This window comes from Pseudoclavibacter sp. Marseille-Q434 (assembly GCF_050315415.1).
Taxonomy (GTDB): domain Bacteria; phylum Actinomycetota; class Actinomycetes; order Actinomycetales; family Microbacteriaceae; genus Pseudoclavibacter.
This window is the reverse complement of sequence record NZ_JBNPQH010000007.1, coordinates 1-25,490: the sequence shown is the minus strand read 5'-3', so window position 1 is coordinate 25,490 and position 25,490 is coordinate 1. Positions and strand designations below refer to the sequence as shown.

Genomic DNA, 25,490 nt, shown 5'->3' with positions numbered 1-25,490 from the left:
GGGGCCGTGACCCACCCCCGCGATTCCTCCCAGGGTGTCGAGGGCGAGCTCGCCCAGGACACCGCGTTCGACGACCGCGTCGTGCGAAAAGCCGACTCCAGAGCGGCGGTCGCCGTCCGCCAGGGCATCCAGCGCGTCGGAGACAAGGTCGGTCCGAACAGCGCGCTGATCCTGCTGCTCGTGATCGGCGCGGCGATCATCCTCGGCCTCAGCATCCTCGCCGCCGAGATCTACGAGGCCGTCACCGACCGGGACGGCGTCGCGGGCCTCGACCAGCCGCTGCTCGACTACGCGATCACCCTCAGGTCCCCGCAGGCCGACGCCATCATCACCGCGTACACGGACATCGCCGGGCAGATCGGCATGCCCGTCATCGCCGTCGGAACGCTGCTGATCCTGTCGATCCGCCGCCGATCGTGGACGCCGGTCATCCTCATCGTGGCCGCGGGCGGCGGTTCCCTGCTCATGACGGTCGTCGCGAAGAACTTCATCGGGCGCGTCCGCCCCGAGCAGTCGGAGGCCGTTCCCCCGTACGAGACCTCGGCGTCGTTCCCCAGCGGGCACACCCTCAACGCCGTCGCCGTCATCGGCGTCATCGCCTACCTGCTCATCCTGCGCCGCCAGACCCGGCGCGCCCGAGTCCTCATCGCCCTCGGCGCCGCACTGTTCGCGCTCACCGTCGGCCTCTCACGCGTGTATCTGGGACACCACTGGTTCACGGATGTGCTCGCCGGCTGGGTCCTCGGAGCCGCCTGGCTCGCGTTGGTCATCTGCGCGCACCGCCTGTACCTGCTCATCCGCGAGCAGCGGCATGCTCGCCAGCTCGAGCAGACAGCCCAGGACAGGGCCGTCTGAGGTGCCGTCTGAGGCAATCCGTCTTGCCACGAGTCTCCCAGGAGGCACAGACGACTCGTGGATGCGCGCTCGCTACGGTCGCCGGCATGGTTAATCTCAAGAAGCGGGTGTCCACTGTCATCGCCGGTGCCGTCGTCGCGGGTGGCCTCATGTTCGGCGGGGCGACCGCCGCCCAGGCGGTGACCCCCAACTACAACGTCGGCCCGTTCGCGACGGTGAGCGAGTGCGAGGCGGCGAAGATCACCTACATCTCCTCCTGGACGAAGATCAGCCAGGACTGCACGTACTACCCGAAGCAGGGTGGCTTCGTCGACAACGGCTACTACTTCCACTACCGCGCGATCGCCTGATCGAGGTCGCCGGCAGCGCGCGGCTCAGCAGGCTATGCCCTCCGCCACACCGTACGTGGCGGAGGGCATCCTCGTTCCCTGGCCACCGCGGCGAACGAACGTGCTGCGAGCGTCACCGCGGCTCGGCGCGAACGCGCGCAGCAAGCGCGGCAGCACAGGCGGCGCGGGACCTCAGACGCGCTGCTCGTGCACGGCCTCAAGCGCCGCGCGATCCTCCGGCAGCATGCCGTCGATCGGCTCGCCGTTCCAGACGATGTCCGCGCCAAGAGCCGCGAGCAGCTCCTTGCGCTCCCCGTGCGAGAGCTGGGCCCCGTGCACGATCGTCGCCGGGCTCCACAGCATCGCGAGCTCGTCGTGCCAGCCCGCGCCGACGTCGCGCACGTGCAGCAGGTCGTGGAGCGACTTCGGGAGGTGCTTGATGGGCTCGGCGAACGCATCAGCGAGCACCGCGAGCTTCACCTGACGCTCGACGCCCGGCGCGACCACGAACGGCTCCGGGTTGGTGCCCTTGAACGCCTCCGAGACCTCCTCGGCCTCGAGCAGGATGACACCGCTCGTGGGCCGCGGGTTGCATTCGATCGCGAACAGTCCGCCGTCGTTGTCGACGAAGTCGAACGACAGCTGCCCCGTGTAACCCGGGTCGAGGGTGTCGACGAGCTTCTGCGTGTAGTCGAGCGTCTCCGTGCTGTCGATCGCGAGGAACGAGATGCCGGTGCTGTGCGCCCACTGCTCGGGCGCGCGGTAGGTACAGTGCGCCGTCACGCGGCCATCGACGACGATGCTGTACGTGCAGATCATGGGGCCGTCCACGAACGGCTGCACGAGCCACGGCTGGTCGGGCGTCGGCACCGCGTCGTCCACCGACATCTTGCCGGCGAGCGGTCCGGTGTTCGTGAGCAGCCCCACGCCGCCGCGCGAGAACGCGGCGCGCGCGAAGTACCTCGGGTACTGGTCGATCGCCGCCCGCAACTCCTCGGGGCTGTTCGCCACGATCGTCTCCGGCACGGGCACGCCGGCCTCGATGGCGAGGCGCTTGAAGCTGGCCTTGTCGTGCAGGCGGGCGAGCTGCTCGAACCCGCCCGTGAAGATGCTCGTGCCGTCCGGCAGCTCGTGGCCGCGAGCCGCGAGGTAGAACGCCTCCTCGAACGTCGGGATGACGACGTCGATCCCGTGCTCTTCCACGATGTTCACGAGGTCTTCGATGAACTCGTCCGTGTTGAAGCGCGGAGAGTTCGTCACGAAGTGCCCCGCGAGATAGCGGGAGTGGTTTCCGATGGCCCCCTCGTACGTGTCGCTCGCGAACACCGTGTGACCGGTGCTGCCGAGCTTGCGGATGATGTCAAGCGCGAACGTGTTCCGCGAACTGGTGACGAGTACTCGCACGGGGAGATCCTCTCGAAGGGGAAGCGGGGTTCCCGCCAGCCTAGTGAAGTGCCCACCCCAGCCTCGCCCCGGGGATTCACGAGGAAACTCCCCATCGAACTCCCCACTTCGGCCCCTCGGGCCGACGCAAATCTGCATCCCCCGTTCGCTGTGCAGATCTCCCCGGGATGTGAAGTCCGGTCGCCGAGCGGCGACACTCCCACGACCGCTGGCCTGAGCGTCGTGACGCACGTCAGAGACCGCTCCCCCCGCCGAGCTGCGCTCGAACACGCAGAGCAGCTCGCGCACTTCGCCGACGCTGCCCTGGCCGAAGGGATCAGCGTCGACACGTGCGTGTTCTACTCGAGCCGCGCCGCGACCGTCCACACGGACGCTGCCGAGGTGACACCTTCGGCTGATCGCACCGCGGTCATCGCCGACGAATCCCAGTTCCTCGATCTCCTCGCACGCCGCGAGCGCGCCGGACGCCGCCCGCTCACTGCAGCTCAGATCGAGCGACTCGCGACGCTCCTCCATGAGCAGGGAGCGAAGATCGACGCCTTCGGGGACTACGAGCGAGTCGCTCGCAAGACCGCACCAGTGGAACCGATCACCTCACCGTGAACGACTGACAACCGAGATTGGTCATCGCCCCACTTCCAGTGATCGCGACCGCGCAAGTTGCATGCTGTCCGGCCGAAAGCTTCGCTGCAGCCCAGAAGGAGTGGCTTCCCGGAACCCAGGAGAGGTACGGAGTGGGCCCGTTCGCGGAAACTGCAGTGAACCACCGACCGTCGATGAGAACGGCGACGGATATCGCGTCCCTCATCCGGTCCGGATCGTATGCCCATCCGTAGATCGCCGTGGTCCGGTTGCCGATGTCGGCAATCGCCATGCTGCCGACGGGCGGAGTCGGCTCGGCCACAGTCACTGATCGACAAGCGGGGTAGTGGTGCTCGCCTGCACCGAATCCCACCGCCACAGAGCAGATGAAGTGCGACCCCGGCTTCAGATCGAACGTCCACGAATAGCTGTGCTCTCCGGGGATCCCGTACGCGTAGAGATGCGTGGATGGCTTTGAAGCCATGGTGGCTCCCATCCATTTCGCGTTGATCGTCACGCCCACCTGGATGGAGTTGAAAAGATCAGAATAGTCGAGGGCGATTCCTGAGACCGTGACCTTCGATCCGCTCACGCGCACATCCATCGTCGAAGACGCGTTGAAGCGAGAATTGGCATTGTTGAACGTGTTTCCGTCGCGCACGAATGATGCCAAGTACTTCGCTGAGACGGCCCGGCCAGGTGCACTGAAATGCGTCTTGTCGATCGCGGAAGCCCAGAACGATGCAGGGTTAAATCCCGCGGCGATGGCGTTCAGGTCCGCCTGTCCCCGCGTGATGCCCGCATCATAGAGGGCGCCGTTGCTCAGGTAGTCCGCGAGCGGAATCGTCCGCTCGCCATACGTCTGCTCAGCCCAGGCGTTGACGTCCAAGCGATTGAGCGTGCGCAGGGCGCCGTGGCCTTCCCAGGCCGGCGGGATCGTGACCACGAAATAGGGGGCCGTCGACACGCTCTGGTGCAGACTCACCATTGCCGCGATGTCGCGCTTGATCTGGGCCGGTGAGAACAAGTTGTTGGTTCCGGCCCAGATAATCGACGTAGCGCCGGGCAAGGGCATGTCGAGCGATTCGAGCGCCGCGCCAGCCTTCGCCAGCGTCGCAGCGCCAGAGGATGTGCGGGTGAAGCTCCACTGCAGCGACGATTCAGCAAGGTCAGGGCGATGCGTGATTCGTCCATCGATTCCGTTGATTCGGGTATCCATGACGAAGCGGCCGAAGTCCCCGGCGGAGACGGGCAGCCCATTCGGCTGCCCGAGCTTCACGCTCCCCGAGCTCGGAATAGTGACATCTCTCGAAAGACTCAGCGGATAGACGCCAGCCATCGTGGCGATCGCGGGGCTCGTCATGCCACCATCGGCGTTGTTCACCACGGTGAAGCCCGGTAGCGCGGAGCTCATGACACCGGTCGCACACAGGCTATTGATCATCGAGTCGCCGAAGCACTGCACCGTGTTCGGAACCGCCTGGCGCGGCGCCGCGGTCGGTGCCGGAGTCGGGGTCGACGTCTCGTCGGGGATCGGTGGGGTCGGAGATGACGGAGAGGCTTCCGGTGGCGCGTCACTCGGTACCGACTCTGGAAGCTGAGTGGGCGAAGGAACCACCTGGGTCTCCTCGACCGGTCCGGTATCAGTGCCCGGTGGTGGTGGTGTCTGAGGCGCGGTCGGATCGGGCGTGACCGAGGACTGCGGGAACTCACTCGAAGGCGGCGTGGGTGCAGGTGAGGAGGTGAACGCAGACGCTGCAGGGGCTGACAGAAGCGCGCCCACGATGGTGCCTGTCATTGCCAGAACCACAATTGAATTACGGACGATGGGGCGCATTCCCATTCCCTTTCGAACATTTCCAGGCGCGCGAATGCGTTCCCGATCTCGAAGAATACCGATCCGCGTAATGCCGCGGAGTGGCGAATTGACCGGGGAATTCAGCGTCCACGAAGGTTCCCAGCACGCCGGTTTCGGCGAGTGCACAGAAAAGATGGACGCGTCGAAGGCGTCCCCTCACCGTCTCGCATGACTGGCCTGTTCGGAAACCGCGCCCGACGCCCGGTGCCCGGCGCCCGGCGCCCGGCGCCCGGCGCCCGGCGCCCGGCGCCCGGCGCCCGGCGCCCAGCAACGAGTTACGGGCGAACGCGAAAAGGCCCCGCTCGGCGGGGCCTTTTTCGTGTTGCTTCTCTTGCTCAAACTGGCTGGGGTACCTGGACTCGAACCAAGAACAAAGGTACCAGAAACCTCCGTGTTGCCAATTACACCATACCCCAATGGCACCGAAGCGCCTCAGAGAGCATAGCGCACTCCCGGACGCTGAACAAATCAGCCCCTCAGCCCGTCGACCCCCGCAGCCTCGGCGACTCCCCCGACGGGATCCGCGACCAGCTTGCGGCCGGTGAAGCGACGAACCAGGATCTCGAGCACGAAGCTGGCCACGAACACCACCAGCAGCGTGATCCACGTGCTCGCCGGGCCGGTCGAGATCGTGTACCCGAGCAACAGGGCGAACAGCGCAGCGTTGAGGGCGATGGCCGCGATGAGCGGCCACAGCTTCGCCCCAGTCTGCTTCCGCAGCTTGATGTGGCCGACGCTCACGGCGCCGTAGATGACCAGGAACGCGAGGCTCGCCATCTGCCCCCACCGCGGAGAGCGGGAAGAACATGACGAACGCCACCGTAAGCGCGGCAGACGCGAACAGGCCACCCGTTCCGCCCAGCCACACCTTCTTCTTGAACTGCTGCGGCAGCTGCCCCGTCCGGGCCATCATGAATGCGAGGTTTGCGTCGCCGAAGAGGGTCGCGTTGACACCCGACGCCGTCGCCAGCAGCGCCGCCGCACCGATCACGACGAAGCCGACCTGGCCGAAGATCGCAAGACCCGCCTCGGCGACGACATGCCCCTGATGCTGCTCGACCTCGGGCACGGACAGGATCATGACCACCAACGACGAGACGACAACGTACACGGCGACGACGATGATGAGCGACAGGTACATGGCTCGCGGCAGCTCTCGTGCGGGGTTCTTCATATCCGCCGCCGAGTTGGTGACCACCCCGAACCCCTCGTACGTGACGTACAGGAGTCCCGCGGCGAACAGGATCCCGAGCGCACCGGCCTACCCCGCCTCCTCGAAGATGAACTTCGGGTCGGCCTTGAAGAGCCCGGCCACGATGAACGCGAGCAGGATGAGCAGCTCGATCGCGATCACGAACTGCTCAGAGCGGCCCACGAGCTTCGAGCCGACGAGGTTGACGACGACGACCAGCAGCACGAGACCCACCCCGAACGCCTTCGCCGCCCAGGCCGGCGCATCGAACGGGAGCATGCTCACCGCATAACCGCCGAAGCCGACCGCATACAGCGACATTGCGATGATCCACCCGATGAACTGGAACATGTTCAAGCCGCCCGCGACGACAGTGTCGCCGAAGCAGCGGATGAGGAACTGACCGGCGCCACCACGACTCGGGAACTTCGCACCGAGCTTCGCGTACGAGTAGACGCTGAAGGCGGAGACCGCGCCACCCACGATGAACGCGACCGGGATCCACACGCCCGCCGTCGTCGCCGCCAGACCGAGCAGCGTGTAGAGGCCAGCGCCCATCATGCCGCCGACACCGATCGCGGTGCCGCCGAGCAGCGAGATGGCGCCCTTCGGCTTCGAAGCCGCGCCTGCGGCTGGTGTGTCTCCGGTCATGACTGGCCCTTCACGAGGAGCGAGGCGTCGCCTCACCGGCGCCCGCGGGAGCGGCGACGGTGCCGACAGTGTCAAGCTAGCGCAACCCGCACCCTCCGAACAGCCCACGGGCGCGCCCCGGACCAGCCTGCATCACGCCGCCCCCGCGCGGGCCACCAGCAGACGCGGCAAACCACGCGGGGCTCACGTGGGTCAGAGGCCGAGGAGGTCCCGGTCCACAGCCATGCCGGTCTGCGCACCGTTCCCCGCCGCGACGATGAGCATCTGCGGCCCGGGCCCCGTCAGCTCCCCCGTCGCGTAGATGCCGGGCACGCTCGTGCGACCCAGCTCATCCGCCGCCACGAGGCCGAACGCGTCGAAGTCGACACCGAGGTCGCTCGCGAAGTCGAGCTTCGCCACGTAGTTGGGGCGCACGAAGACGGCCTCGGTCGTCACGACGTCGCCATCCTCAAGCGCAACCCCCGTCACTCCCCCCGGCCCGCCTTCGACATCGACGACGGCCCGGTTCTCGACGACGACTCCGCGCTCGATGAGGTCGAGCTCCTGCAGCTCAGCAAGCTGCCCTTCCCCCGCGAACACGGTCAGCGCGCCGGTGAAGCGCGTCAGCTGCACCGCCCGCTCGTAGAGATCCGTCACCCCCGGCGCCGCGATCACGGAGACCCGGCGGTCGCGCTGCGTCCACCCGTCGCACTCGACGCAGCTGTGGATGCTCGTGCCGTAGAACGCGCGCAGCATCGGCAACGCAGGCAGCACCTCCGTGAGGCCCGTCGCCAGGATCACCGAACGCGCGAACACCGCCCGCGCCGGCGTGCCGCGCACCCCCTTCGCCTCGACCGCGAACCGGTACGGCACGCGTACCCCATCCCGGCGACGAGATGCGATCTCTCGCGGGTCAGCGCTGACACTCGAACCGTCAGCCGCGGGGACGCCACCCGCCACGAACGCGAACGACCCCTCGAACGCGGCCCCCTGCGAGGCCTCCGCGCCCGCCGACTCCTCGTCGCTCAACGCGCGCACCCGAGAGACCTGGGCGAACTGGATCTCCGCATCCTCGTACGCCTCGACGTCCTCACGCCCCAGCCTGCGCAGCTCGTTCGGGGCGGTGTGGTCGCGCGTCAGGAAGCCGTGCGCCTCGAGCGTCGCCGAATGCCGGGGCCGATTGCCGTCGAGCACCAACGTCGAGTACCGGTGCCGCGCGAGGATCAGCGCCGCCTGCAACCCCGCAGGCCCACCCCCGATGACAACAACGTCGTAGTGCGTGCCCAAGGCCTCGGTCATGCAGTCCTCCCGGAGTCTCCCGCCCGCAGGCTCAGGCAGGCGGGCATCCTCTGAGGGTATCCTCACCCGCCCCGACGTGCGAGGGCTGGCGCGATCCGCGGGCCTCCGGGCGCCATCGGGACCACCCGCTCTGCCCCACTCGCGCCGACTGCGCGACTTCACTAGCCCCTCGCCCCGGACACAAGTCTCGGGATGGGTAAATCGCTTCGGGATGAGAAAGAAACCATCCCGAAGTGATTAACCCATCCCGAAACGAGGGGGTGAGTGCTCGGCACGCGCGAGGGGGTGAGCGCGCGCGCAGCGCGGGCTACGCGGCGAGGCGCGAGGCGAGCGAGCGGATGCGCGCGAGCGACTGCTCGCGGCCGAGCAGCTCGAGCGACTCGAAGAGCGGCGGGGAGATCTTGCGGCCGGAGACGGCGACGCGGATCGGGCCGAACGCGACGCGCGGCTTGAGGCCGAGGCCGTCGATGAGCGCGCCGCGGAGCGCCGCTTCGATCTGCTCCGTCGTCCACGCATCCGGTGCCTCGAGCGCGTCGAGGGCCGTGATGGATGCGTCGAGCACGCCGGAGACGTCGCCCTTCAGCGACCCGACCGCCGTGTCCTCGACCTCGAGGTCTGCGGCGTCAACGAACAGGAAGCCGAGCATCTCCGGGGCCTCGCCGAGGAGCTGCATGCGCTCCTGCACGAGTGGGGCCGCGCGACCGAGCAGCTCGAGCTGCGCATCCGTCGTCTCGAGCGGGAGCACCCCGGCGAGCTGCAGCGGGGCGACGAGGCGTGACGCGAAGTCGTCGGCGCCGAGCAGGCGCATGTGCTCGCCGTTGATGGCCTCGGCCTTCGTGAGGTCGAATCGCGCCGGGTTCGGGTTGACGTCTTCCACGTCGAACGCGACGATCATCTCGTCCATCGTGAACACGTCACGGTCGGCGGCGATCGACCAGCCGAGCAGCGACAGGTAGTTGAGGAGCCCCTCCGGCAGGAAGCCGCGGTCGCGGTGGTGGAAGAGGTTCGACTCGGGGTCGCGCTTGGAGAGCTTCTTGTTTCCCTCGCCCATGACGTAGGGCAGGTGGCCGAAGCGCGGGATGAACTCGGCGACTCCCACGTCGATGAGCGCGTGGTACAGCGCGATCTGGCGTGGCGTCGACGAGAGCAGGTCCTCGCCGCGGAGCACGTGGGTGATGCCCATGAGCGCGTCGTCGACGGGGTTCACGAGCGTGTACAGCGGCTTGCCGTTCGGCCGCACGAGCACGAAGTCGGGGAACGACCCCGCCTTGAACGTGATCTCGCCGCGCACGAGGTCGTCGAAGGAGAGGTCGGTGTCCGGCACCCGCAGGCGCAGCGCCGGCTCGCGCCCCTCGGCCTTGAGGCGGGCGATCTCGTCGGCGGACAGGTCGCGCTCGTAGTTGTCGTAGCCCATCTTCGGGTCGCGACCGGCGGCGATGTTGCGCGCCTCGATCTCCTCGCCCGTCGCGAACGACTCGTACAGGTGGCCGGCGTCGCGGAGCTTCTGGATGACGTCGAGGTAGATGTCGGTGCGCTGCGACTGGCGGTACGGCTCGTGCGGCCCGCCTGCGTTGACGCCCTCGTCCCAGCCGAGGCCGAGCCAGCCGAGCCCGTCGATGATCTGCTGGTAGCTCTCCTCGGAGTCGCGCTCCGCATCCGTGTCCTCGATGCGGAACACGAACGTGCCCCCGGTGTGCTTCGCGTAGGCCCAGTTGAAGAGGGCCGTGCGGATGAGCCCGACGTGCGGGGTGCCCGTGGGAGACGGGCAGAAGCGGACGCGGACATCGCTGCCCGTTGCGGTGGTTACGAGCGAAGAAGAGGATGCAGTCATGAGGCCCCCAGCTTACCGGGGCGAGCCCACGCGCCGGGAGCTCCGTCGGCAGCTCAGCCGGCAGTTCAGCCGAGCACCTTCCGCCAGGCGCCCTCGCTGATGAACGGACGGAAGCCGAGGGCCTCGTTGACGTTCAGCATCGGCCGGTTCTCTTCGGCGTTGTACGTGTAGACCCGCTCGACGTCGGGGTGCAGGCTCCTCCACGCGAGCAGGTTCTCCGCCTTCACGAGCAGGCCGAGCCGGTGGCCGCGGTGCTCGCTCAGCACGAGCGTGTCCTCCTGGTCGGCCCGCTTCGTGCCGTCGGCCATCCGCTGCAGCTCGGTGAAGGCCACGAGCTCGCCGCTCGGGAGGTGCTCGATCGCGCCGACCAGCACCTGGTCGCCTCGGGCGATGGCCGTCGACTCGAGCTCCTCGCGAACGCGCTTCGCGTCCCACTCCTGCTCATCTTCGGCGAGGTCGCCCTGCGGGGCGTCCGTGCTCATGCGGGCCTTCAGCTGCGCGTAGCCGTCGACGTGCTCCTCGGGCGTCGGGTACGACCATGAGACGTAGCGGTAGTCGTCGCCGGCGACCTCGGCCGCGCCGTCGCGCAGCCCGCGGAGGCCGGCGTCGCGCTCCTCCCCGAGCTCGAGCACGCTCATCCGCTCGACCTGTCCCAGCTCGAAGCCGCGCGCGACCAGCATCTGGGCGGCCGGGTCGAGGGCGGGGATGTCGCCCACCCCGGTCGGTGACGGGATGCGCGGCCCGTCGACCTCCCGGTGCACCACCCAGGTGCGGATCTCGGTGCGGCCCGCTTCGCGCACCAGGCGCTCACCCAGCTCGTAGGCGGCGGCCCCGAACCCGCGGCCCCTCGCCTCCGGGTGGATCTCGAGCATCATCTTCGCCATGTGGACGTCCTCCGTGAGCGGGAGGTCGAAGAGGACCCGGCCGACGAGGCGCCCGTGCTCGCGGATGAGACGACCGTCGCGGCGCTCGTAGTCGCTCGCCTCGTAGCCCGGGAGCAGCACCTCAGCAGGCAGGACGAAGTCGTCGTTGCGGTACGTCTCCCGGGCGACGGCGTTGCGGAGCGCCGTCATCTCGTGGAACGACTCGGCCGACGCATCGCCGAGCGATGACGGGATGGCCAGGGGTTCAGCGGTGAATCCGCCTGGCTGACTGGCGGCGGGGGCAGTGGTGTCGAGCGACATCGGATGCTTCCTGTTGGTGCGGTGAAGCTGCGGCATCGCAGCCGGCCAGGATATCGACGGCGACGCGCTCACCTCAAGCGGGCGGCGTGGCGACCGTCCGTCGCGCATCGCGCTTCATGGACACAACGACCAGAACCGTTCCAGAACTGGACGCCGGGGTAAGGCAAGGCTTATCTTGGCTCGGTGACTGCTTCCGCTGCTCTCCAGACCCGCCCCGCCTACCGGCCATACTGCGCCGAGGTCCGCTCGGTGCAGCATCTGTCGCCGGCATTCACGCGGGTGACGTTCACGTGCGAGGAGTTCGAGCACTTCGGCACCACCGGGCTCGACCAACGGATCAAGCTCATCCTCCCCATGGCCGACGGCACGACCAGCGACTTCGGGCAGCGCGACCCTGAGGTCCTCGACGCCGGCCTCTGGTACGAGCGCTGGCGCGAGACGCCGACGGCAGAGCGCAGTCCCCTGCGCACCTACACGGTTCGCCGCGTCGACCCGGACGCGCGCGAGATCGACGTCGACTTCGTCGTGCACCACGGTGCTGGCCCCGCGGGAGCCTGGGCCGAGACCGCGAAGCCCGGCGACGACCTCGTCATCGTGGGCCCCGACCAACGCAGCGAGCACTCGCACCTCGGCGCCGACTGGCACCCAGGTACCGCCAAGCGCCTGCTCCTCGCGGGCGACGAGACCGCGGTCCCCGCCATCGGCTCCATCCTCGAGTCGCTCGACGAGCGGTGCGACGTGGACGCGCTCCTCGAGGTGCCGACGAGCGCAGACATCATCCGCATCGACGCGCCCGCGAACGTCCGCATCACCTGGCTGCCACGCGACGGCGCCAAGCACGGGGCGCGCCTCACGGAGGCCCTGACCAGCTGGTGCGAGGCCTCCCCCGACGCGCTCGCGCAGGCCGCATCCCCACGCCCGCAGCAGATCGCCGACATCGACGTCGACGTCGACCTCCTCTGGGACAGCCCAGAGGACGGCGAAGGCGAGTTCTACGCGTGGATGGCCGGGGAAGCGGCGACCATCAAGACGCTCCGCCGCCACCTCGTGACCGTGAACGGCGTCGACCGCAAGCGCGTCGCCTTCATGGGGTACTGGCGCCTCGGCCAGTCCGAGCACCAGGAATGATCGCGGGCGCACGCGCGCCGCATCCGCCTGGTCGCCGTCGGCGCCGTCGCGCTGCTGATTGCCGCCGTGATCCTGAGCCTCCTCGTCGGAGCCCGCCCCATCGCCCCCTCCGTGGTCCTGGATGCGCTGCTCTCCCCCGATCCAGAGCTCGCGGACCACACCGTCGTGCGAGACCAGCGCATCCCCCGCACCCTGATCGGCCTCCTCGCGGGCGCGGCGCTCGCCGTCGCGGGCACCCTCATGCAGGGCATCACACGCAACCCGCTCGCCGACCCGGGACTCCTCGGCATCAACGCGGGGGCCTCCGTCGCCGTGCTCGTGGCCATCACGTTCTTCAGCATCTCCGCGCCGATCGGATTCGTGTGGTTCGCGTTCGCGGGAGCCGCCGTCGCCGCCGTGGTCGTGGCCTTCGTCGGCACTCGGGGGCCCGACGGCGACAATCCGGCGAAGCTCGCGCTGACCGGGGCCGCGGTCACCGCCGGCCTCACCGCCGTGACCACCCTCATCCTCACCACCTCCATCGTGGCGCTCGACGTCTTCCGCTACTGGCAGGTCGGAGGGCTCACCTCGCGCGGCCTCGACACCGTCGCCGTCGTCGCCATCCCGCTCCTCATCGGCGGCATCATCGCCGTCGCGAGCGCGCGCGGCCTCGACCTCATCGCCCTCGGCGCCGACACCGCGGCAGGCCTCGGGCAGAACGTGGCCCGCACCCGCGCGCTCGGCATCCTCGCCACCGTCTTGCTCTGCGGGGGCGCCACCTCGATCGCCGGCCCCATCGTCTTCATCGGGCTCCTCGTCCCCCACGCGCTGCGCGCCCTCGTCGGCGACGACTACCGGCGCCTCCTCCTCATCGGCGCGCCCCTCGGCGGCGCCGTCCTGCTCATCGCCGACATCATCGGCCGAGTCATCGCCCTCCCCGGCGAAGTGCAGGCCGGCGTGGTCGTCGCCTTCGTCGGCGCCCCGGTCCTCATCACGCTCGTGCTGCGTCGGAAGCAGGTGGCGCTGTGACGGGATGGGATACGCGCACGCTCGCCCCCGCCGCCGAGCACGCAGGGGCCGACTCGCCACTCGAAGCGGTGCGAGCCCGCGTCCGCCGCCGGCGTTCCGCCGTCTTCGTCGGCCTCAGCGTGGCCCTGGCCGCGGTTGTCCTCGTCGGCGTGACGACGGGCGACTACCCGCTGACGCTCGAACAGCTCGGCCGCGCACTCCTCGGCGGCGGCGACCGTCTCGAGACGTACGTGCTGTTCCAGGTGCGACTCCCCCGGGTCCTCATGGGCGTCCTCGTCGGAGCGTGCCTCGGCGTGGCCGGTGCTCTCTTGCAGGGCGTGCTGCGGAATCCCCTCGCGAGCCCCGACCTCCTCGGCATCAGCGGAGGCAGCAGCGTCGCCGCTGTGTTCCTGCTCCTCGTCTTCGGCGTCACGGGGCCCTTCCTCGCACTCGCAGCGTTCGCCGGAGGCCTCGCGGTCGCCGGCGTCCTCCTCCTCGCGGCTGGCCGGCGCGGCGAGGCCGGCTTCCGCCTCATCCTCGCCGGCATCGGCATCTCGTTCCTCTGCGTCGCCATCATGAACTACCTCATGGTCCGCAGCCAGGTCGAGCTCGCCCAGGCCGCGCTGCTCTGGGTCACGGGCTCCCTCGCCTCCACCGCCTGGTGGCACCTCCTCGTCGTCGGCGTCGTCGCCCTTGCGGCGCTCCCCGCCGTGACGCTCTCGGCCCGCTGGCTGCCCATCACGCAGCTCGGCGCATCCACGTCCGCCGGACTCGGCGTCAGCACCAGTCGGGTTCGGATGACCGCGGTCCTCACCGCGGTCCTGCTCACCGCCGTCACCTGCGCCTTCGCGGGACCCATCTCCTTCATCGCCCTGTGCGCGCCCGCCATCGCCAGGTCGCTGCTCGGCCACGGCGCCATCGGCGTCGGCGCGAGCGCGCTCACCGGAGCGGCCCTCCTCACCGGCGCCGACCTCGTCGCGCAGTTCGCGATCCCCGAGACCTCACTGCCAGTCGGAGTCGTCACCGGAGCCGTCGGCGCCGTGTTCCTGCTCTGGCTCCTCGCCTCCACGAAAGGACGCCAGCTGTGAACGGCGACGACTTCGCGCTTGCACCCACCGTCGACCCCGCCGCGAGCGCCGGCCCGGGCCCGCGCCTCTCCGCACGCGGGCTCTCCGCCGGCTACCCGCGCCGCACGGTCATCGAGGGACTCGACCTCGACATCACCCCCGGCCGCATCACGATGATCATCGGCGCCAACGCCTGCGGCAAATCCACCCTCCTCGGCGTGCTCGCCCGCCTCACCGCGCCGCTCGCGGGCAGCGTTCGCCTCGACGACGTCGACGTGGCGAGCATCCCGAGGCGCCGGTTCGCGCAGACCGTCGGGATGCTCCCCCAGCATCCGACCGCCCCCGACGGCCTCACGGTCGCAGAGCTCGTCTCCCGCGGACGCCACCCCCACCGCGGACTCTTCGACCGCTGGGGCCAGGCCGACACGAAGCACGTCGACGAGGCAATGCGCCGCACCGGCGTCGCCGAACTCGCCGACCGCCCCGTCGGCGACCTCTCCGGCGGGCAGCGCCAGCGAGTGTGGATCGCGATGTCGCTCGCCCAGAACCCCAAGGTGCTCCTCCTCGACGAACCCACGACGTTCCTCGACCTCAGCCACCAGCTCGAGGTCCTCGACCTGCTCGTGAGCCTCAACCGGCGCGAGGGAACCACCATCGTGGTCGTGCTCCACGAGCTGAACCTCGCCGCCCGCTACGCCGACGAGCTCATCGTCATGCGCGATGGACGGATCGTCGCAAGCGGAGCTCCCACCGACGTCCTGACGAAGGAGGTCGTCGCCGACGCGTTCGCGCTCGACGCGCTCGTCATGCCAGACCCCCTCACCAAGACGCCCCTCATCGTGCCCGTGCCAGGCGGCGCCCACACCGGCAGCGAGCCCGCATAGTCCCGCCGCACCCCGACTTCCTCACGTCACGCCCCGTTCGAAAGGAACCACCAATGCACCGAATCCTCCGACCGATCGCCGCCGCAGCGGTCGCGGTCACGGCGCTCGCGCTCAGCGCCTGCTCCCCCGCGGCCACCGACGCGGGCGACACGTCCGCCGCCCCAGGCGACGCATCCAGCTTCCCCGTCACCTTCGAGCACATGTACGGCAGCACCACGATCGAAGAGGCACCGACCCGGATCGCGACGTGGGGCTGGGGCGTCACCGACGCGGTCCTCGCCCTCGGCATCGTCCCAGTCGCCATGGCCTCGATGGACTACGGCGGAGGCGACGACCGCATCGCGCCGTGGGTGTCCGACAAGATCGAGGAGCTCGGCGGCGAGATCCCCGTCATCCTCGACAACGCCACCTACGAGCTCTCCGTCGAAGCGCTCCTGGCCACCGACCCCGACGTGTTCATCGCGTCCTACTCGGGGCTCACCCAGGAGGAGTACGACGCCGTCACCGCAGCCGGTGTGCCGGTCGTCGCGCCGGAGGAAGCCATCTGGTCGACGCCGTGGCGCGACGTCATCACCGACACCGGCAAGGCACTCGGACTCGAGTCGGACGCCACCGCGGTCCTCGCCGACCTCGACCAGCAGGTCGCCGACCAGGCCGCAGAGCACCCCGAGTTCGAAGGCACCACCATCGCCTACGCCTCGGAGGACGTCGACACCTTCTACCTCCTGCTCGAGAACGACCCGCGCGTCGAGCTGCTCACCGACCTCGGGTTCACGAGCGCACCATCCGTCGCAGAGCTCGCCACCGGAGAGTCGACCTTCTCCACCACGGTCTCCAGCGAGAACCTCGACCGGATCGACGCGGACGTCGTCTTCACGCAGACCGAGACCGAGGAGCAGCTGCAGACGTTCCTGACCTCGGACCGCACGAAGCTCATCCCCGCCGTCTCGAAGGGTGCCGTCGCGGCGCTCGTCGGCGAAGAGAACGGGGCGGCCATCTCGCCGACCGCGCTCTCCATCCCGTTCTTCCTCCCGACGCTGGTCGAGCAGCTCGCCGCCGCCACGGAGGTCGCGAACAGCTAGCCGCGGCGCTCACGCGCGCACGGCGCAGATCGCCGCCAGCCGATGTGCCCTTTCGGGACGCCCAGAAGGGCACATTGACTGGCGGCGATGGGCCGACGCAAGGTCGGCGGGGGCTCCAGCTAGACGCCGACGGCGCGGCTCAGCGCGGCGAACTCGGCGGAGAGTGCGGCCCTAGCGGGCGGTGACGGGGTTCGAGAGCGAGCCGATGCCCTCGATCGTGCAGGTGACGGTGTCGCCCTTCGCGAGGGGGCCGACGCCAGCGGGAGTTCCGGTGAGGATGATGTCGCCGGGCAGCAGCGTGAACACGCTCGACGCGTACTCGACGAGCTTCGCCACCGAGGTGATCATCTGCGAGAGGTCGCCTTCCTGGCGCAGCTCCCCGTTGACCTCGGCCGTGATGCGACCCTTCGACGGGTTGAAGTCGGTCTCGATGATCGGGCCGAGCGGGCAGAACGAGTCGAAGCCCTTGGCGCGGGCCCACTGGCCGTCGCTCTTCTGCAGGTCGCGGGCCGTCACGTCGTTCGCGATCGTGTAGCCGAAGATCACCTGGCCCGCGTCGGCGGCCGGCACGTTGCGGGCGACCTGCCCGATGACCACGGCGAGCTCAGCCTCGTGGTCGACGCGCTCCGACTGCGGCGGCAGCACGATGGGGTGGCGCGGGCCGATCACCGAGGTGTTCGGCTTGAGGAACATCATGGGGACCTCGGCGGCCTCGTTGCCGAGCTCGTTGGCGTGCTCCGCGTAGTTGCGGCCGAAGCCAATGACCTTCGAGCGCGGCAGCACGGGCGACTGCAGCTGCACCTGGTCGATCGGGATGCGTTCGTCGAGCGTCTCGTAGCCGAGGTAGAGGGGGTCACCCGCCAGCTTGACGTAGACCTTCTCCTCCTCGTCGAGGATGCCGAAAGTGAGCTGACCCTGGTATTCGAAGCGCGCGATCTTCACCGGGCCAGCCTACAGCGGACCGGGCCGCCCGCGGTCGGGCGATGCCCAGCCACGTCACGCCAGGCCGGCACGAACTACTGCAGCGCCGGGGCCGGCTCCGCGTCGCCGTCGGCGCCCGTCTTGATCGTCTCGCCGCGGAAGAAGCCGGGGCTGCGGAAGTACTGCACGACCATGAGCACGACCCCGAGCAGCAGCACGCCGATGCCGAGCACGAAGACGAGGCCTATGCCGTCCTGGGCGATGCCGTCCGCGTCGTAGCTGGTCGCGAAGATCGCCGAGCCGGACCCGAACGACGGCGAGAGCGACGCCCTGGCGGTCTCGAAGAAGAAGTAGAGCAGCGCGAGGCCGCCGAGCAGCGGGAACACGAAGCGGAAGAACACGTTGCGCGTGGATGCGAGCAGCGAGCGACGGAAGTACCAGACGCAGGCGAGCCCGGTCACGCCGTAGTAGAAGCAGACCATGAGGCCGAGGGCCGCGATCGTGTCCCACAGCGCGTTCTCGGAAAGCAGGCGCAGCACGATGTAGAAGGCGATCGCCGCGACGGCCGAGGCGATCGTCGCGACCGACGGCGACTTGAAGCGCGGGCTGACGCTCGCGTACGACTTCGGCAGCGCTCCGTAGTGCCCCATCGCGAGCAGCGTGCGCGACGGCGACACCATGGTCGACTGCAGCGAGGCGGCCGAGCTGAACATGACGGCGACCGTCATGAGCAGTGCGAACGGCCCCATGATCGGCTCGGCGAGGGAAGCGAGGATGCTCTCCTGGTTGTCCGGGTTGCCGGCGCCGAGCCCCGCCTCGCCGATCCCCGCGTACGCGAGCACGGCGAGCGTCATGAGCACGTAGATGGCGACCATGACGAAGATCGTGAGCATGGATGCGCGTCCTGGCGTCTTCTCCGGGTCCTTCGCCTCCTCGTTCATCGTGATGACCGTGTCCCACCCCCAGAAGAGGAAGATCGACAGCGAGACGCCCGCCGAGATCGCGGCGAGCGAGCCGACCTCGAACGGGTTGAACCAGGACAGCTCGACGGGCGTCGCGTCGAACGCGGTGCCGTTCCCGACGTGCACGAACGCCGCGATGATGAACCAGACGATCGCGATGAGCTGCACCACGACGAGCACGTACTGCACCTTCTTCGTCGACTCGACGCCCCGATACGAGATCCACGCCGCCAGCGCGGTGAAGATCACGGTCATCGGGATGTTGACCCACAGCACGCGTGTGAGGTCGGCGAGCGCCGGGTTCTGGAAGATCTGCGCCAGCATGATGAAGAAGAAGTCGACGGCGACGGCCGCCAGGTTGGAGAGCACCAGCACGGTGGCGGCGATGAGCCCCCATCCGCCCATCCACCCGATCCACGGGCCGAACGCGCGGGTCGCCCACGTGAACGACGTGCCGGAGTCGGGCATCGCCGTGTTGAGCTCCCGGTAGCCGAAGACCACGAGCAGCATGGGGATGAAGCCGACCATCATGATCGCCGGCGTGTACACGCCGGCCTCCGCGATGGTGGGGCCCAGGCCGGAGGTGACGGCGTAGGCGGGGGCGATGCAGGAGACGCCGATGACCGCGGCTCCGAGCACGCCGACCTTGCCGGCGGAGAGGCCCTTCGCGCTCAGTCCCCCGCCGTGCAGCTCCTCATTGAGCTTCGCGGCGGCTGCGGTTTCCGAAGTTGTCATTTGGTGATGATGACCCATCGACGGTGACCCGTCAATGGGCCGAAATGGCCCCGAAATATACGTGAATCGACAGAACGGCCAGTGGCCTCCACCGACCCGTCGGTTTGCAATCCGGTCGGGCCCGCGAGACATTGGCACCTGCTCGCGCGTGTCCTCCCCCTCGAGAGTTGGTGGGCAGCACCCTCGACCGAGAGGCACCATGAAGAGGCCAACAGACCCGCATCCCGTCATCGAGACCCTGCTCGACGGTGCCGACGACGACGCAGCCCGTCCCAGCCCGCGGTCGCCGAGGCGCGCATCCGCACCCTCCGCCCGCCGCCCCAGGGCTGGCGAGGGCCGCCACGTGTCCAGGCGCAGGCGCACGAGCTCGAAGTTCGTGAGACGCCGCATCATGGTCGCCGCGGCGGCGGCGGTCTGCGTGACCATGGTCGCGGGCATCAGCTTCGTGTCGGCCACGTACTTCCAGGTCGTCGGCAACCTCGCCGACAACGCGGTCGGGCGCGCCGACGGAACGGGCACCGAGATCTCCGGGTGGGACGGCGCCGTTAACATCCTCATCATGGGCTCCGATTCGCGGGACGGGCAGACGAGCGCCGACTACGGGGAGGCCGGCGGGGCCAGATCCGACGTCATGATGCTCCTGCATGTGTCGGCTGACCGCGAGGACGCGACGCTCATCAGCATCCCCCGCGACACCATGCTGCCGACCCCGGAATGCACGACTCCGGCGGGCGACATCGTGCCAGCGCAGGAGGCCGCGCAGATCAACGGCGCCCTCGAGAACGGGCCGTTCTGCTCGCTCGACACGATCCGTGCCTTCACGGGGCTCCCCATCGACCATTTCATCGTCGTCGGCTTTGACGGCGTCATCGGCATCACGGAGGCGATCGGCGGCGTCGACGTGTGCGTCGAGAACGACATCGCCGACGACTACTCGGGTCTCTACATGACCGCCGGCACGCACACTCTCAAGGGTGAGGCCGCCCTCGCGTTCCTCCGCACCCGCCACGGCTTCGCCGACGGCAGCGACCTCGGCCGCATCCAGGCGCAGCAGGCGTTCCTCGCCTCCCTCGCCCGGAAGGTGACGAGCGCTGGCACCCTCACGAACCCGGGTGCCCTCTACGGACTCGCCGACTCCGCGTCCAAGGCCATGACGGTCGATGAGGCGCTCGCGCAGCCGAGCAGCCTCGTTGCCCTCGCGCAGACGCTCTCGAACGTCGACCTCAGCCGGATCGTCATGCTGCAGCTGCCCGTCGTGCCGTACTGGGCAGACCCGAACCGGGTGGAGCCGCTGCCCGAGGAGACCGACGCGATCTTCGCGACGCTGCGAGCCGACCTGCCGCTGTCGTTCCAGGACGACGAGGCACCGGATGCGCCGGCCGGGGTGGCCCCGGAGCCCCAGCCGGACGACGCGCCGCAGCCCGAGGACGCGGCCGGAGCGCCGAGCGAACCCCTGACGCTGTCCGACGACATCGTCGGCCGGACGGCGGAGGACACCACCTGCGCGAGCTGACGAAGCACTCCGCATGAACACAGAAACTGGAGTTGCGCATCCGATCATCTGGCCGGGATGCGCAACTCCAGTTTCTGTGTCACGCCCGGCGCGGGCCGGGCGAGAGCGCCCGAGCGCTAGTCCTTCAGCACCTCGATCGACTGCGTGTCGCGGTCGTTGCCGATCTGGATCGTCTCGCCGCGGAAGAAGCCGGGGTTGCGGAAGTACTGCACGACCATGATGACGACGCCGAGCAGCAGCACGCCGATGCCGAGCACGAACACGAGGCCGATGCCGTCCTGGGCGATGCCGTCCGCGTCGTAGCTCGTCGCGAAGAGCGCCGAGCCGGAGCCGAACGACGGCGAGAGCGATGCGACTGCTGTCTCGTAGAAGAAGTAGAGCAGCACGATGCCGCCGAGCAGCGGGAACAGGAACCGGAAGAAGAAGTTCCGTGCGGAGGCGAAGAGGCTGTGCCTGAAGTACCAGACGCAGGCGAGGCCCGTGACGCCGTAGTAGAAGCAGATCATGAGGCCGAGGGCCGCGATCGTGTCCCACAGCGCGTTCTCGGACAGCAGCCTCATGACGACGTAGAAGACGACGGCGGCGATGGCCGAGGCCAGGGTCGCGACCGACGGCGACTTGAAGCGAGGGCTGACGTCCGCGAACCGCTTCGGCAGCGCCCCGTAGTGCCCCATCGCGAGGATCGTGCGCGACGGGGAGACCATCGTCGACTGCAGCGACGCCGCCGACGACGAGAGGATGGCGAGCGACATGAGCAGCGCGAACGGCCCCATGACCGGGCCAGCGAGCGCCGCGAAGATGCTCTCCTGGTTGTCCGGGTTCCCCGCCCCGAGACCCTCGGTGCCGATGCCCGCGAAGACGAGCACGGCGAGCGTCGTGAGCAGGTAGATCACCATGATGATGATGATCGTGAGCATGGCGGCGCGGCCCGGGGTCTTCTTCGGGTCCTTCGCCTCCTCGTTCATCGTGATGACCGTGTCCCAGCCCCAGAAGAGGAAGATCGACAGCGAGACGCCGGCGGCGACCAACGACATGTCACCGAGCTCGAAGGGGTTGAACCAGGACAGCTCGACGGGCGTCGGGTCGAAGGCCGTGTTGTTGCTCAGGTGCATGAACGCGGCGATGATGAACCAGGCGAGCGCGACGAGCTGGAACGCCACGAGCCCGACCTGGATCTTCTCGGTCGCCTCGACTCCCCGGTACGAGATCCACGCGGCGAGCGCCGTGAAGAGGACCGTGACGGGGATGTTGATCCACAGCACCCGCGTGAGGTCGGCGAGCTCCGGATTCTGGAAGACCTGCGCCAGCAGGATGAAGAGGAAGTCGACCGCGACAGCGGCGAGGTTCGAGAGCACGAGGACGGTTGCCGCGATGAGCCCCCATCCGCCCATCCACCCGATCCACGGCCCGAACGCGCGCGACGCCCACGTGAAGGTCGTGCCGGAGTCGGGCATCGCCGAGTTCAGCTCGCGGTAGCCGAAGACCACGAGCACCATCGGGATGAAGCCGATGAAGAGGATCGCGGGCGTCTGCACGCCGACCTGCGCGATGGTCGGGCCGAGGCCCGAGGTCAGCGTGTAGGCCGGGGCGATGCACGAGATGCCGATGATGGTGGCGCCGATGACGCCCACCTTGCCGGCGGAGAGGCCCTTGGAGCTGAGCCCGCCCCGCTCCGTGCTGTCTGCTGTCTTCGTCATCGCCCTGTTCCTGTCTCAGTGGATTCGGCACCGGGGGCGGGCTTGGGCGCCTCGGCGGGGAGCACCGCGCGTGGCACGACGATGACCGGCACCGTCAGCACCCGCAGCAGTCGCTGCGCGCGGGCGCCGAGGAAGATGCGGCCTCCCTGCGCGAGTCGGCTGGAGCCGACGAACGCCACGTCGCCCGCACTCCAGTTCGCCTTCTCCAACGCGGCCTCGAGGTTCTCGCCCTCGACGGTCTCGACGGTCGCCTTCCCGGACTCGAGCAGCGCCTCCGCGCGCCCCGCGAGCACGGCGCCGCCGAACTCGCGCACGAACTCCTCGACCTCCTGCACCTGGCTCGGCGGAACGCGGTCGAGCTGCACGAGCGAGAGGAGACGCAGCTGCACGTCGCGCTGGAGCGCGCTCTCGACGGACGTGCCGATGAGCGCGGCCGCACCGGAGCGCGTCCCGAAGAGGGTCGTGATGCGCGTGACGGGGCCCTCCTCCGCGAAGCCAGCTGGCGCGAGCGCCACCGGCAGCGGCGAGGCGTGCAGGAGCGTGGATGCGACGGTCCCGACCGTGAACTGACGCAGGAGCGCCGTCGTGGCCGCCCCGATGACGATCGCGACCGCACCGAACTCCGAGGCGACATCCATGAGGCCCTGCGCCTCGCCCGAGGCGCTGCGGACGACGCCCGTCGCCTGGATACCCTCGGGCACCTGGGCGAGCGCTTCGCTCATCCACGTGTCGATCTGCTTGCCGATGATGCTGTCCGCATCGTCGAGCGGCAGCGGGTGCGTGCCGCTGTACGGCGACGTCTCCGGGGTGATCATCGCGATGATGAGCTCCGTGTCCGTGCCCTTGGCGAGGAAGGAGGCGAGGGCGAGGGCGTCATGCCCTCGGTCGCTCGCGATGTAGCCCACTACGAAACGCTGCGTCATGCTGCCTCTCCAGTTCTTCGGGTGTCGTCCGATTTCACGTGCCGTGGGCGCTCAGGACTCGAGGATGCGCTTCGCCGTAGCTTCGCCCATCCGCACTGCGCCGTCAACGTGCTGGTAGCCCTCTGCCGCGAGGTCGGAGCTCGACCAGAAGATGGGGCCGACCGGGTCGTGCTGGATGGCGCCCCAGCGGGCGAGCCCACCGAGGTCGTAGCTGGTCGCGTACGCGCCTCGCGTCCACTCCTCCGCGCCGAAGTCGGAGAGGTAGAACACCTCGGGCTCGAGTGCCTTCGGGCCGAGGAATTCGGCGACGGCCCCGAGCACGGCCGCCTTGCGCTCCTCTTCGCCGAGCGCCCACATGGCCTCGGCCGCCTCGTCGGTGATGAACCCGACGAGCGTGCCGCGCTCGTCTTCGTGGTTGGTGTTGTCGTAGACCTCCTGCACGAGGTGGCCGGCGCCGAAGGCGGTGCCGCTGAGGCCCTCTTCCCGCCAGAACGGCGTCGCGTAGGTGGCGTGCACCTTGATGACGAGGCCCATGGAGATGTGCTGGTGCACGATCATCTGCTGGCGAGGCAGCGCGGGCACGAACGAGACGCGCGAGTAGAGGTTCGGCGGCACGGCCATGATGGCGTGCTGGGCCTTCACGGTGATGTGGTCGGCGATGGCCGTCACCGGGGCGGCCTTGCCTGCGCCGTTGTCGTCCCAGTGGAGGAAGCGCACGGGGTTGTTCAGGAACACGACGTCGTCGCCGAGTTCCGCGGCCATCTGCTGGCTGACCGACTGCATGCCCCCGACGACGCGCTTGTCGAGGATGAAGCTCTCGTCGACGAGGTTCGAGAACGAGCCGGCGGATGCGGCCATGAGCACCGCCTGCAGGGCGGAGAACGCGAAGGCCGGCTTGGTGAGCATGCCGCCCGCGACGAAGAGCCCGATGTTGTTGCAGGCTTCCTCGTCGTCGGACTGCTGACGCAGCCAGTGGTGGAAGGAGATGGTGTCGAGCTCGCGCGCCTTGGCGTGCGCCCAGGGCTCGTGGGGGCCGATCTCGGCGGCGAGGCCGTCGAGGATCTCGATCATGCGGTCCATCTCGGCGGCCGTGTGCTCGCTGACGGGGAAGGTGTCTCCCTCGTAGACGGTGCGCTCGCCCTTGGGGCTGATGTAGACCGACTTGCCTTCGCGGTAGCGCGAGAAGGTGTCCTTGCCGAGCTCTTCGAGAAGCGCGAGGAGTGCCGTCTGGTCCGGCGACACCCACTGGCCGCCGATCTCGAAGGACTGGCCGTCGATGATGTTGGTCCACGTGCGCCCGCCGACGCGGTCTCGAGCTTCGAGGACGGCGACGGTCTTGCCCGCCTGGGTGAGGCGGCGTGCCGCCGTGAGTCCGGATGGGCCCGCTCCGATGATGACGACGTCGCGTTCGATGGTCTGCATTTCCGCTCTTTCCGTTGTGACAGCCCCAAGCGCCCTGGCTTCGCCGTCGAAGTGAGTCAGGATGGCGACCGGGTTCGTGACCGTGCCATCCAAATGAACAGGATTAATTTACGTTAGTCGACACCGCGCCCTCGGACAAGGAGCATTTGCGAGGCGATATGGTCGGGAGACGGGAGGGCCAGTGAGCACCAGCGAACATGTCGAGTCCGATGGACAGCGGCGTGCCGGGCGACCCCGCACGCGCATCCTGACGCAGAAGCGCATCACCGACGCCGCCATGCGGGTCGCGAGCCACGACGGCTACGACGCCCTGACCATGGCGAAGCTCGCCAAGGCGCTCGATGTGACCCCCGCCGCGCTCTACAACCACGCGCACTCGAAGCGGCAGATCCTCCGCTGGATCGAGGACCGCCTCATGGCCGCCGTCGACGCCTCCGCCTTCGAGACCGAGCCATGGGACCTGGCCCTGGCCGCGTGGGCGCGCAGCTACCGGCTCGTCATGAAGGAGCACGACTCGCTCGTCGAGGCGATCGCGAAGATGCCCGTGGCAGGTGCGACCGAGACCCTCGCGATGTATGAGAGCGTCGCCGCAGGCCTCCGCCGCGCGGGCTGGCCCGACGCGAGCATCATGCCGGCGATCGTCGCCATCGAGTCGTTCATCTACGGATCCGCGTACGACCTCAACGCCCCGCTCGACATCTTCGACCTCGGCGACCAGGCGGATGCGGCGCCGACGCTCGCGGCGGCCGTCGCCGCACATCCACCCCGCGAGCTGCGCGAGCAGGCCTTCGAACGCGGCCTCGAGGCACTCATCCGGGGCCTCGGCGCCGCGGCCGGCCTCGAGACGACGACCCACTGACCCGTTCCGGGCCACCGCGCCCCGCCCGTTCCGAACCGTCGCGCTGAATCCGTCCTGGTGCCCAGCCCCGGCGCAGACATGCGGAAGATGCAGGCTCGTCTCGAAACGAACCTGCATGAGCCCCATGTTTACACGCCGTTCGGCGG

General features: G+C 69.0%; 21 protein-coding genes, 1 tRNA gene and 1 pseudogene. 10 read left to right on the top strand and 13 right to left on the bottom strand.

All coding sequences use genetic code 11. The annotated features are described in order from the left end of the window. Positions 1-6: 6 nt before the first annotated feature. Together ACQFZP_RS17990 and ACQFZP_RS17985 are read left to right on the top strand one after the other, a co-directional pair. On the top strand, positions 7-855 hold the full coding sequence (locus tag ACQFZP_RS17990; RefSeq protein ID WP_211892318.1) for a phosphatase PAP2 family protein: 849 nt from the start codon (positions 7-9) through the stop codon (positions 853-855). Between the two features lie 86 nt (positions 856-941). Then, complete coding sequence (locus ACQFZP_RS17985; protein ID WP_146080736.1) at positions 942-1,205, top strand: hypothetical protein; 264 nt, start codon at positions 942-944, stop codon at positions 1,203-1,205. Between the two features lie 171 nt (positions 1,206-1,376). Here ACQFZP_RS17985 and ACQFZP_RS17980 read toward each other — a convergent pair whose 3' ends face one another. Beyond that, positions 1,377-2,588, bottom strand: a complete 1,212-nt coding sequence (locus ACQFZP_RS17980) for a carbamoyl-phosphate synthase large subunit (protein WP_211892317.1) — start codon at positions 2,586-2,588, stop codon at positions 1,377-1,379. Positions 2,589-2,810: 222 nt separating this feature from the next. On the opposite strand from ACQFZP_RS17980, the gene ACQFZP_RS17975 reads away from it, so the two are divergent. Beyond that, positions 2,811-3,191, top strand: coding sequence for a hypothetical protein (locus ACQFZP_RS17975; RefSeq protein ID WP_211892316.1), 381 nt, complete (start codon positions 2,811-2,813; stop codon positions 3,189-3,191). On the opposite strand, the gene ACQFZP_RS17970 is transcribed toward ACQFZP_RS17975, so the two are convergent. The 7 genes and pseudogenes from ACQFZP_RS17970 to ACQFZP_RS17940 all read right to left on the bottom strand — a co-directional run bounded on the left by ACQFZP_RS17970 (position 3,178) and on the right by ACQFZP_RS17940 (position 11,164). Next, on the bottom strand, positions 3,178-4,614 hold the full coding sequence (locus tag ACQFZP_RS17970; protein WP_211892315.1) for a hypothetical protein: 1,437 nt from the start codon (positions 4,612-4,614) through the stop codon (positions 3,178-3,180). The genes ACQFZP_RS17975 and ACQFZP_RS17970 overlap by 14 nt on opposite strands. A gap of 755 nt (positions 4,615-5,369) precedes the next feature. Then, positions 5,370-5,444 (bottom strand) — tRNA-Gln (locus tag ACQFZP_RS17965). A 52-nt stretch (positions 5,445-5,496) separates the two neighbouring features. Next, complete coding sequence (locus tag ACQFZP_RS17960) at positions 5,497-5,805, bottom strand: hypothetical protein (protein WP_211892314.1); 309 nt, start codon at positions 5,803-5,805, stop codon at positions 5,497-5,499. 25 nt (positions 5,806-5,830) lie between these two features. Then, positions 5,831-6,871 (bottom strand): annotated as a pseudogene (locus tag ACQFZP_RS17955) (APC family permease); the annotation flags it as partial. 192 nt (positions 6,872-7,063) lie between these two features. After that, a complete protein-coding gene (locus ACQFZP_RS17950) occupies positions 7,064-8,149 on the bottom strand; it encodes an NAD(P)/FAD-dependent oxidoreductase (protein WP_211892312.1) in 1,086 nt (361 codons plus the stop codon). Positions 8,150-8,456: 307 nt separating this feature from the next. Further along, positions 8,457-9,980 (bottom strand): glutamate--tRNA ligase, encoded by a 1,524-nt coding sequence (gene gltX / locus ACQFZP_RS17945; protein ID WP_211892311.1) that lies wholly within the window; start codon positions 9,978-9,980, stop codon positions 8,457-8,459. Positions 9,981-10,045: 65 nt separating this feature from the next. Next, positions 10,046-11,164: a GNAT family N-acetyltransferase gene (locus ACQFZP_RS17940; RefSeq protein WP_211892310.1), complete on the bottom strand. Its 1,119-nt coding sequence runs from the start codon at positions 11,162-11,164 to the stop codon at positions 10,046-10,048. 183 nt (positions 11,165-11,347) lie between these two features. Between ACQFZP_RS17940 and ACQFZP_RS17935 the strand changes: the two genes are divergently transcribed. From ACQFZP_RS17935 to ACQFZP_RS17915, 5 genes are read left to right on the top strand one after another with little or no spacing between them, the layout of a single operon-like run. Then, positions 11,348-12,292, top strand: coding sequence for a siderophore-interacting protein (locus ACQFZP_RS17935; protein ID WP_211892309.1), 945 nt, complete (start codon positions 11,348-11,350; stop codon positions 12,290-12,292). 21 nt (positions 12,293-12,313) lie between these two features. Next, positions 12,314-13,300 (top strand): FecCD family ABC transporter permease, encoded by a 987-nt coding sequence (locus tag ACQFZP_RS17930; RefSeq protein WP_211892332.1) that lies wholly within the window; start codon positions 12,314-12,316, stop codon positions 13,298-13,300. Next, a complete protein-coding gene (locus ACQFZP_RS17925; RefSeq protein ID WP_307852995.1) occupies positions 13,297-14,367 on the top strand; it encodes a FecCD family ABC transporter permease in 1,071 nt (356 codons plus the stop codon). The genes ACQFZP_RS17930 and ACQFZP_RS17925 overlap by 4 nt, the downstream gene beginning before the upstream one ends. Next, positions 14,364-15,230, top strand: coding sequence for an ABC transporter ATP-binding protein (locus ACQFZP_RS17920; RefSeq protein WP_211892308.1), 867 nt, complete (start codon positions 14,364-14,366; stop codon positions 15,228-15,230). Before ACQFZP_RS17925 ends, ACQFZP_RS17920 begins: the two co-directional genes overlap by 4 nt. A 53-nt stretch (positions 15,231-15,283) precedes the next feature. Next, the gene (locus ACQFZP_RS17915; protein ID WP_211892307.1) at positions 15,284-16,312 is read left to right on the top strand and encodes an ABC transporter substrate-binding protein; all 1,029 of its coding nucleotides are present in this window, start codon (positions 15,284-15,286) and stop codon (positions 16,310-16,312) included. A 171-nt stretch (positions 16,313-16,483) separates the two neighbouring features. On the opposite strand, the gene ACQFZP_RS17910 is transcribed toward ACQFZP_RS17915, so the two are convergent. Both ACQFZP_RS17910 and ACQFZP_RS17905 read right to left on the bottom strand, forming a co-directional pair. After that, entirely contained in the window at positions 16,484-17,254 is a 771-nt protein-coding gene (locus ACQFZP_RS17910) for a fumarylacetoacetate hydrolase family protein (RefSeq protein ID WP_211892306.1), read from the bottom strand. A gap of 74 nt (positions 17,255-17,328) precedes the next feature. Continuing rightward, positions 17,329-18,930, bottom strand: coding sequence for an APC family permease (locus ACQFZP_RS17905; protein WP_211892305.1), 1,602 nt, complete (start codon positions 18,928-18,930; stop codon positions 17,329-17,331). Between the two features lie 199 nt (positions 18,931-19,129). Here ACQFZP_RS17905 and ACQFZP_RS17900 point away from each other — a divergent pair, with 199 nt between their 5' ends. Further along, a complete protein-coding gene (locus tag ACQFZP_RS17900; RefSeq protein ID WP_211892304.1) occupies positions 19,130-20,443 on the top strand; it encodes an LCP family protein in 1,314 nt (437 codons plus the stop codon). Between the two features lie 116 nt (positions 20,444-20,559). On the opposite strand, the gene ACQFZP_RS17895 is transcribed toward ACQFZP_RS17900, so the two are convergent. The 3 genes from ACQFZP_RS17895 to ACQFZP_RS17885 are packed head-to-tail and all read right to left on the bottom strand — an operon-like array spanning position 20,560 to position 24,485. Continuing rightward, on the bottom strand, positions 20,560-22,140 hold the full coding sequence (locus ACQFZP_RS17895; protein ID WP_211892303.1) for an APC family permease: 1,581 nt from the start codon (positions 22,138-22,140) through the stop codon (positions 20,560-20,562). Continuing rightward, complete coding sequence (locus tag ACQFZP_RS17890; protein WP_179557232.1) at positions 22,137-23,063, bottom strand: universal stress protein; 927 nt, start codon at positions 23,061-23,063, stop codon at positions 22,137-22,139. Before ACQFZP_RS17890 ends, ACQFZP_RS17895 begins: the two co-directional genes overlap by 4 nt. Positions 23,064-23,114: 51 nt before the next feature. Further along, entirely contained in the window at positions 23,115-24,485 is a 1,371-nt protein-coding gene (locus ACQFZP_RS17885; RefSeq protein ID WP_211892302.1) for a flavin monoamine oxidase family protein, read from the bottom strand. A 181-nt stretch (positions 24,486-24,666) separates the two neighbouring features. Here ACQFZP_RS17885 and ACQFZP_RS17880 point away from each other — a divergent pair, with 181 nt between their 5' ends. Then, positions 24,667-25,344, top strand: coding sequence for a TetR/AcrR family transcriptional regulator (locus ACQFZP_RS17880; RefSeq protein ID WP_307852994.1), 678 nt, complete (start codon positions 24,667-24,669; stop codon positions 25,342-25,344). The last annotated feature ends 146 nt before the right edge of the window (positions 25,345-25,490 follow it).

Coding starts and splice junctions, on each gene's coding strand:
- ACQFZP_RS17985 (WP_146080736.1), top strand. CDS start 942: ATGGTTAATCTCAAGAAGCGGGTGTCCACTGTCATCGCCGGTGCCGTC.
- ACQFZP_RS17970 (WP_211892315.1), bottom strand. CDS start 4,614: ATGATCAATAGCCTGTGTGCGACCGGTGTCATGAGCTCCGCGCTACCG.
- ACQFZP_RS17960 (WP_211892314.1), bottom strand. CDS start 5,805: ATGGCGAGCCTCGCGTTCCTGGTCATCTACGGCGCCGTGAGCGTCGGC.
- ACQFZP_RS17950 (WP_211892312.1), bottom strand. CDS start 8,149: ATGACCGAGGCCTTGGGCACGCACTACGACGTTGTTGTCATCGGGGGT.
- gltX (WP_211892311.1), bottom strand. CDS start 9,980: ATGACTGCATCCTCTTCTTCGCTCGTAACCACCGCAACGGGCAGCGAT.
- ACQFZP_RS17940 (WP_211892310.1), bottom strand. CDS start 11,164: ATGTCGCTCGACACCACTGCCCCCGCCGCCAGTCAGCCAGGCGGATTC.
- ACQFZP_RS17915 (WP_211892307.1), top strand. CDS start 15,284: ATGCACCGAATCCTCCGACCGATCGCCGCCGCAGCGGTCGCGGTCACG.
- ACQFZP_RS17905 (WP_211892305.1), bottom strand. CDS start 18,930: ATGACAACTTCGGAAACCGCAGCCGCCGCGAAGCTCAATGAGGAGCTG.
- ACQFZP_RS17900 (WP_211892304.1), top strand. CDS start 19,130: ATGAAGAGGCCAACAGACCCGCATCCCGTCATCGAGACCCTGCTCGAC.
- ACQFZP_RS17895 (WP_211892303.1), bottom strand. CDS start 22,140: ATGACGAAGACAGCAGACAGCACGGAGCGGGGCGGGCTCAGCTCCAAG.
- ACQFZP_RS17890 (WP_179557232.1), bottom strand. CDS start 23,063: ATGACGCAGCGTTTCGTAGTGGGCTACATCGCGAGCGACCGAGGGCAT.
- ACQFZP_RS17885 (WP_211892302.1), bottom strand. CDS start 24,485: ATGCAGACCATCGAACGCGACGTCGTCATCATCGGAGCGGGCCCATCC.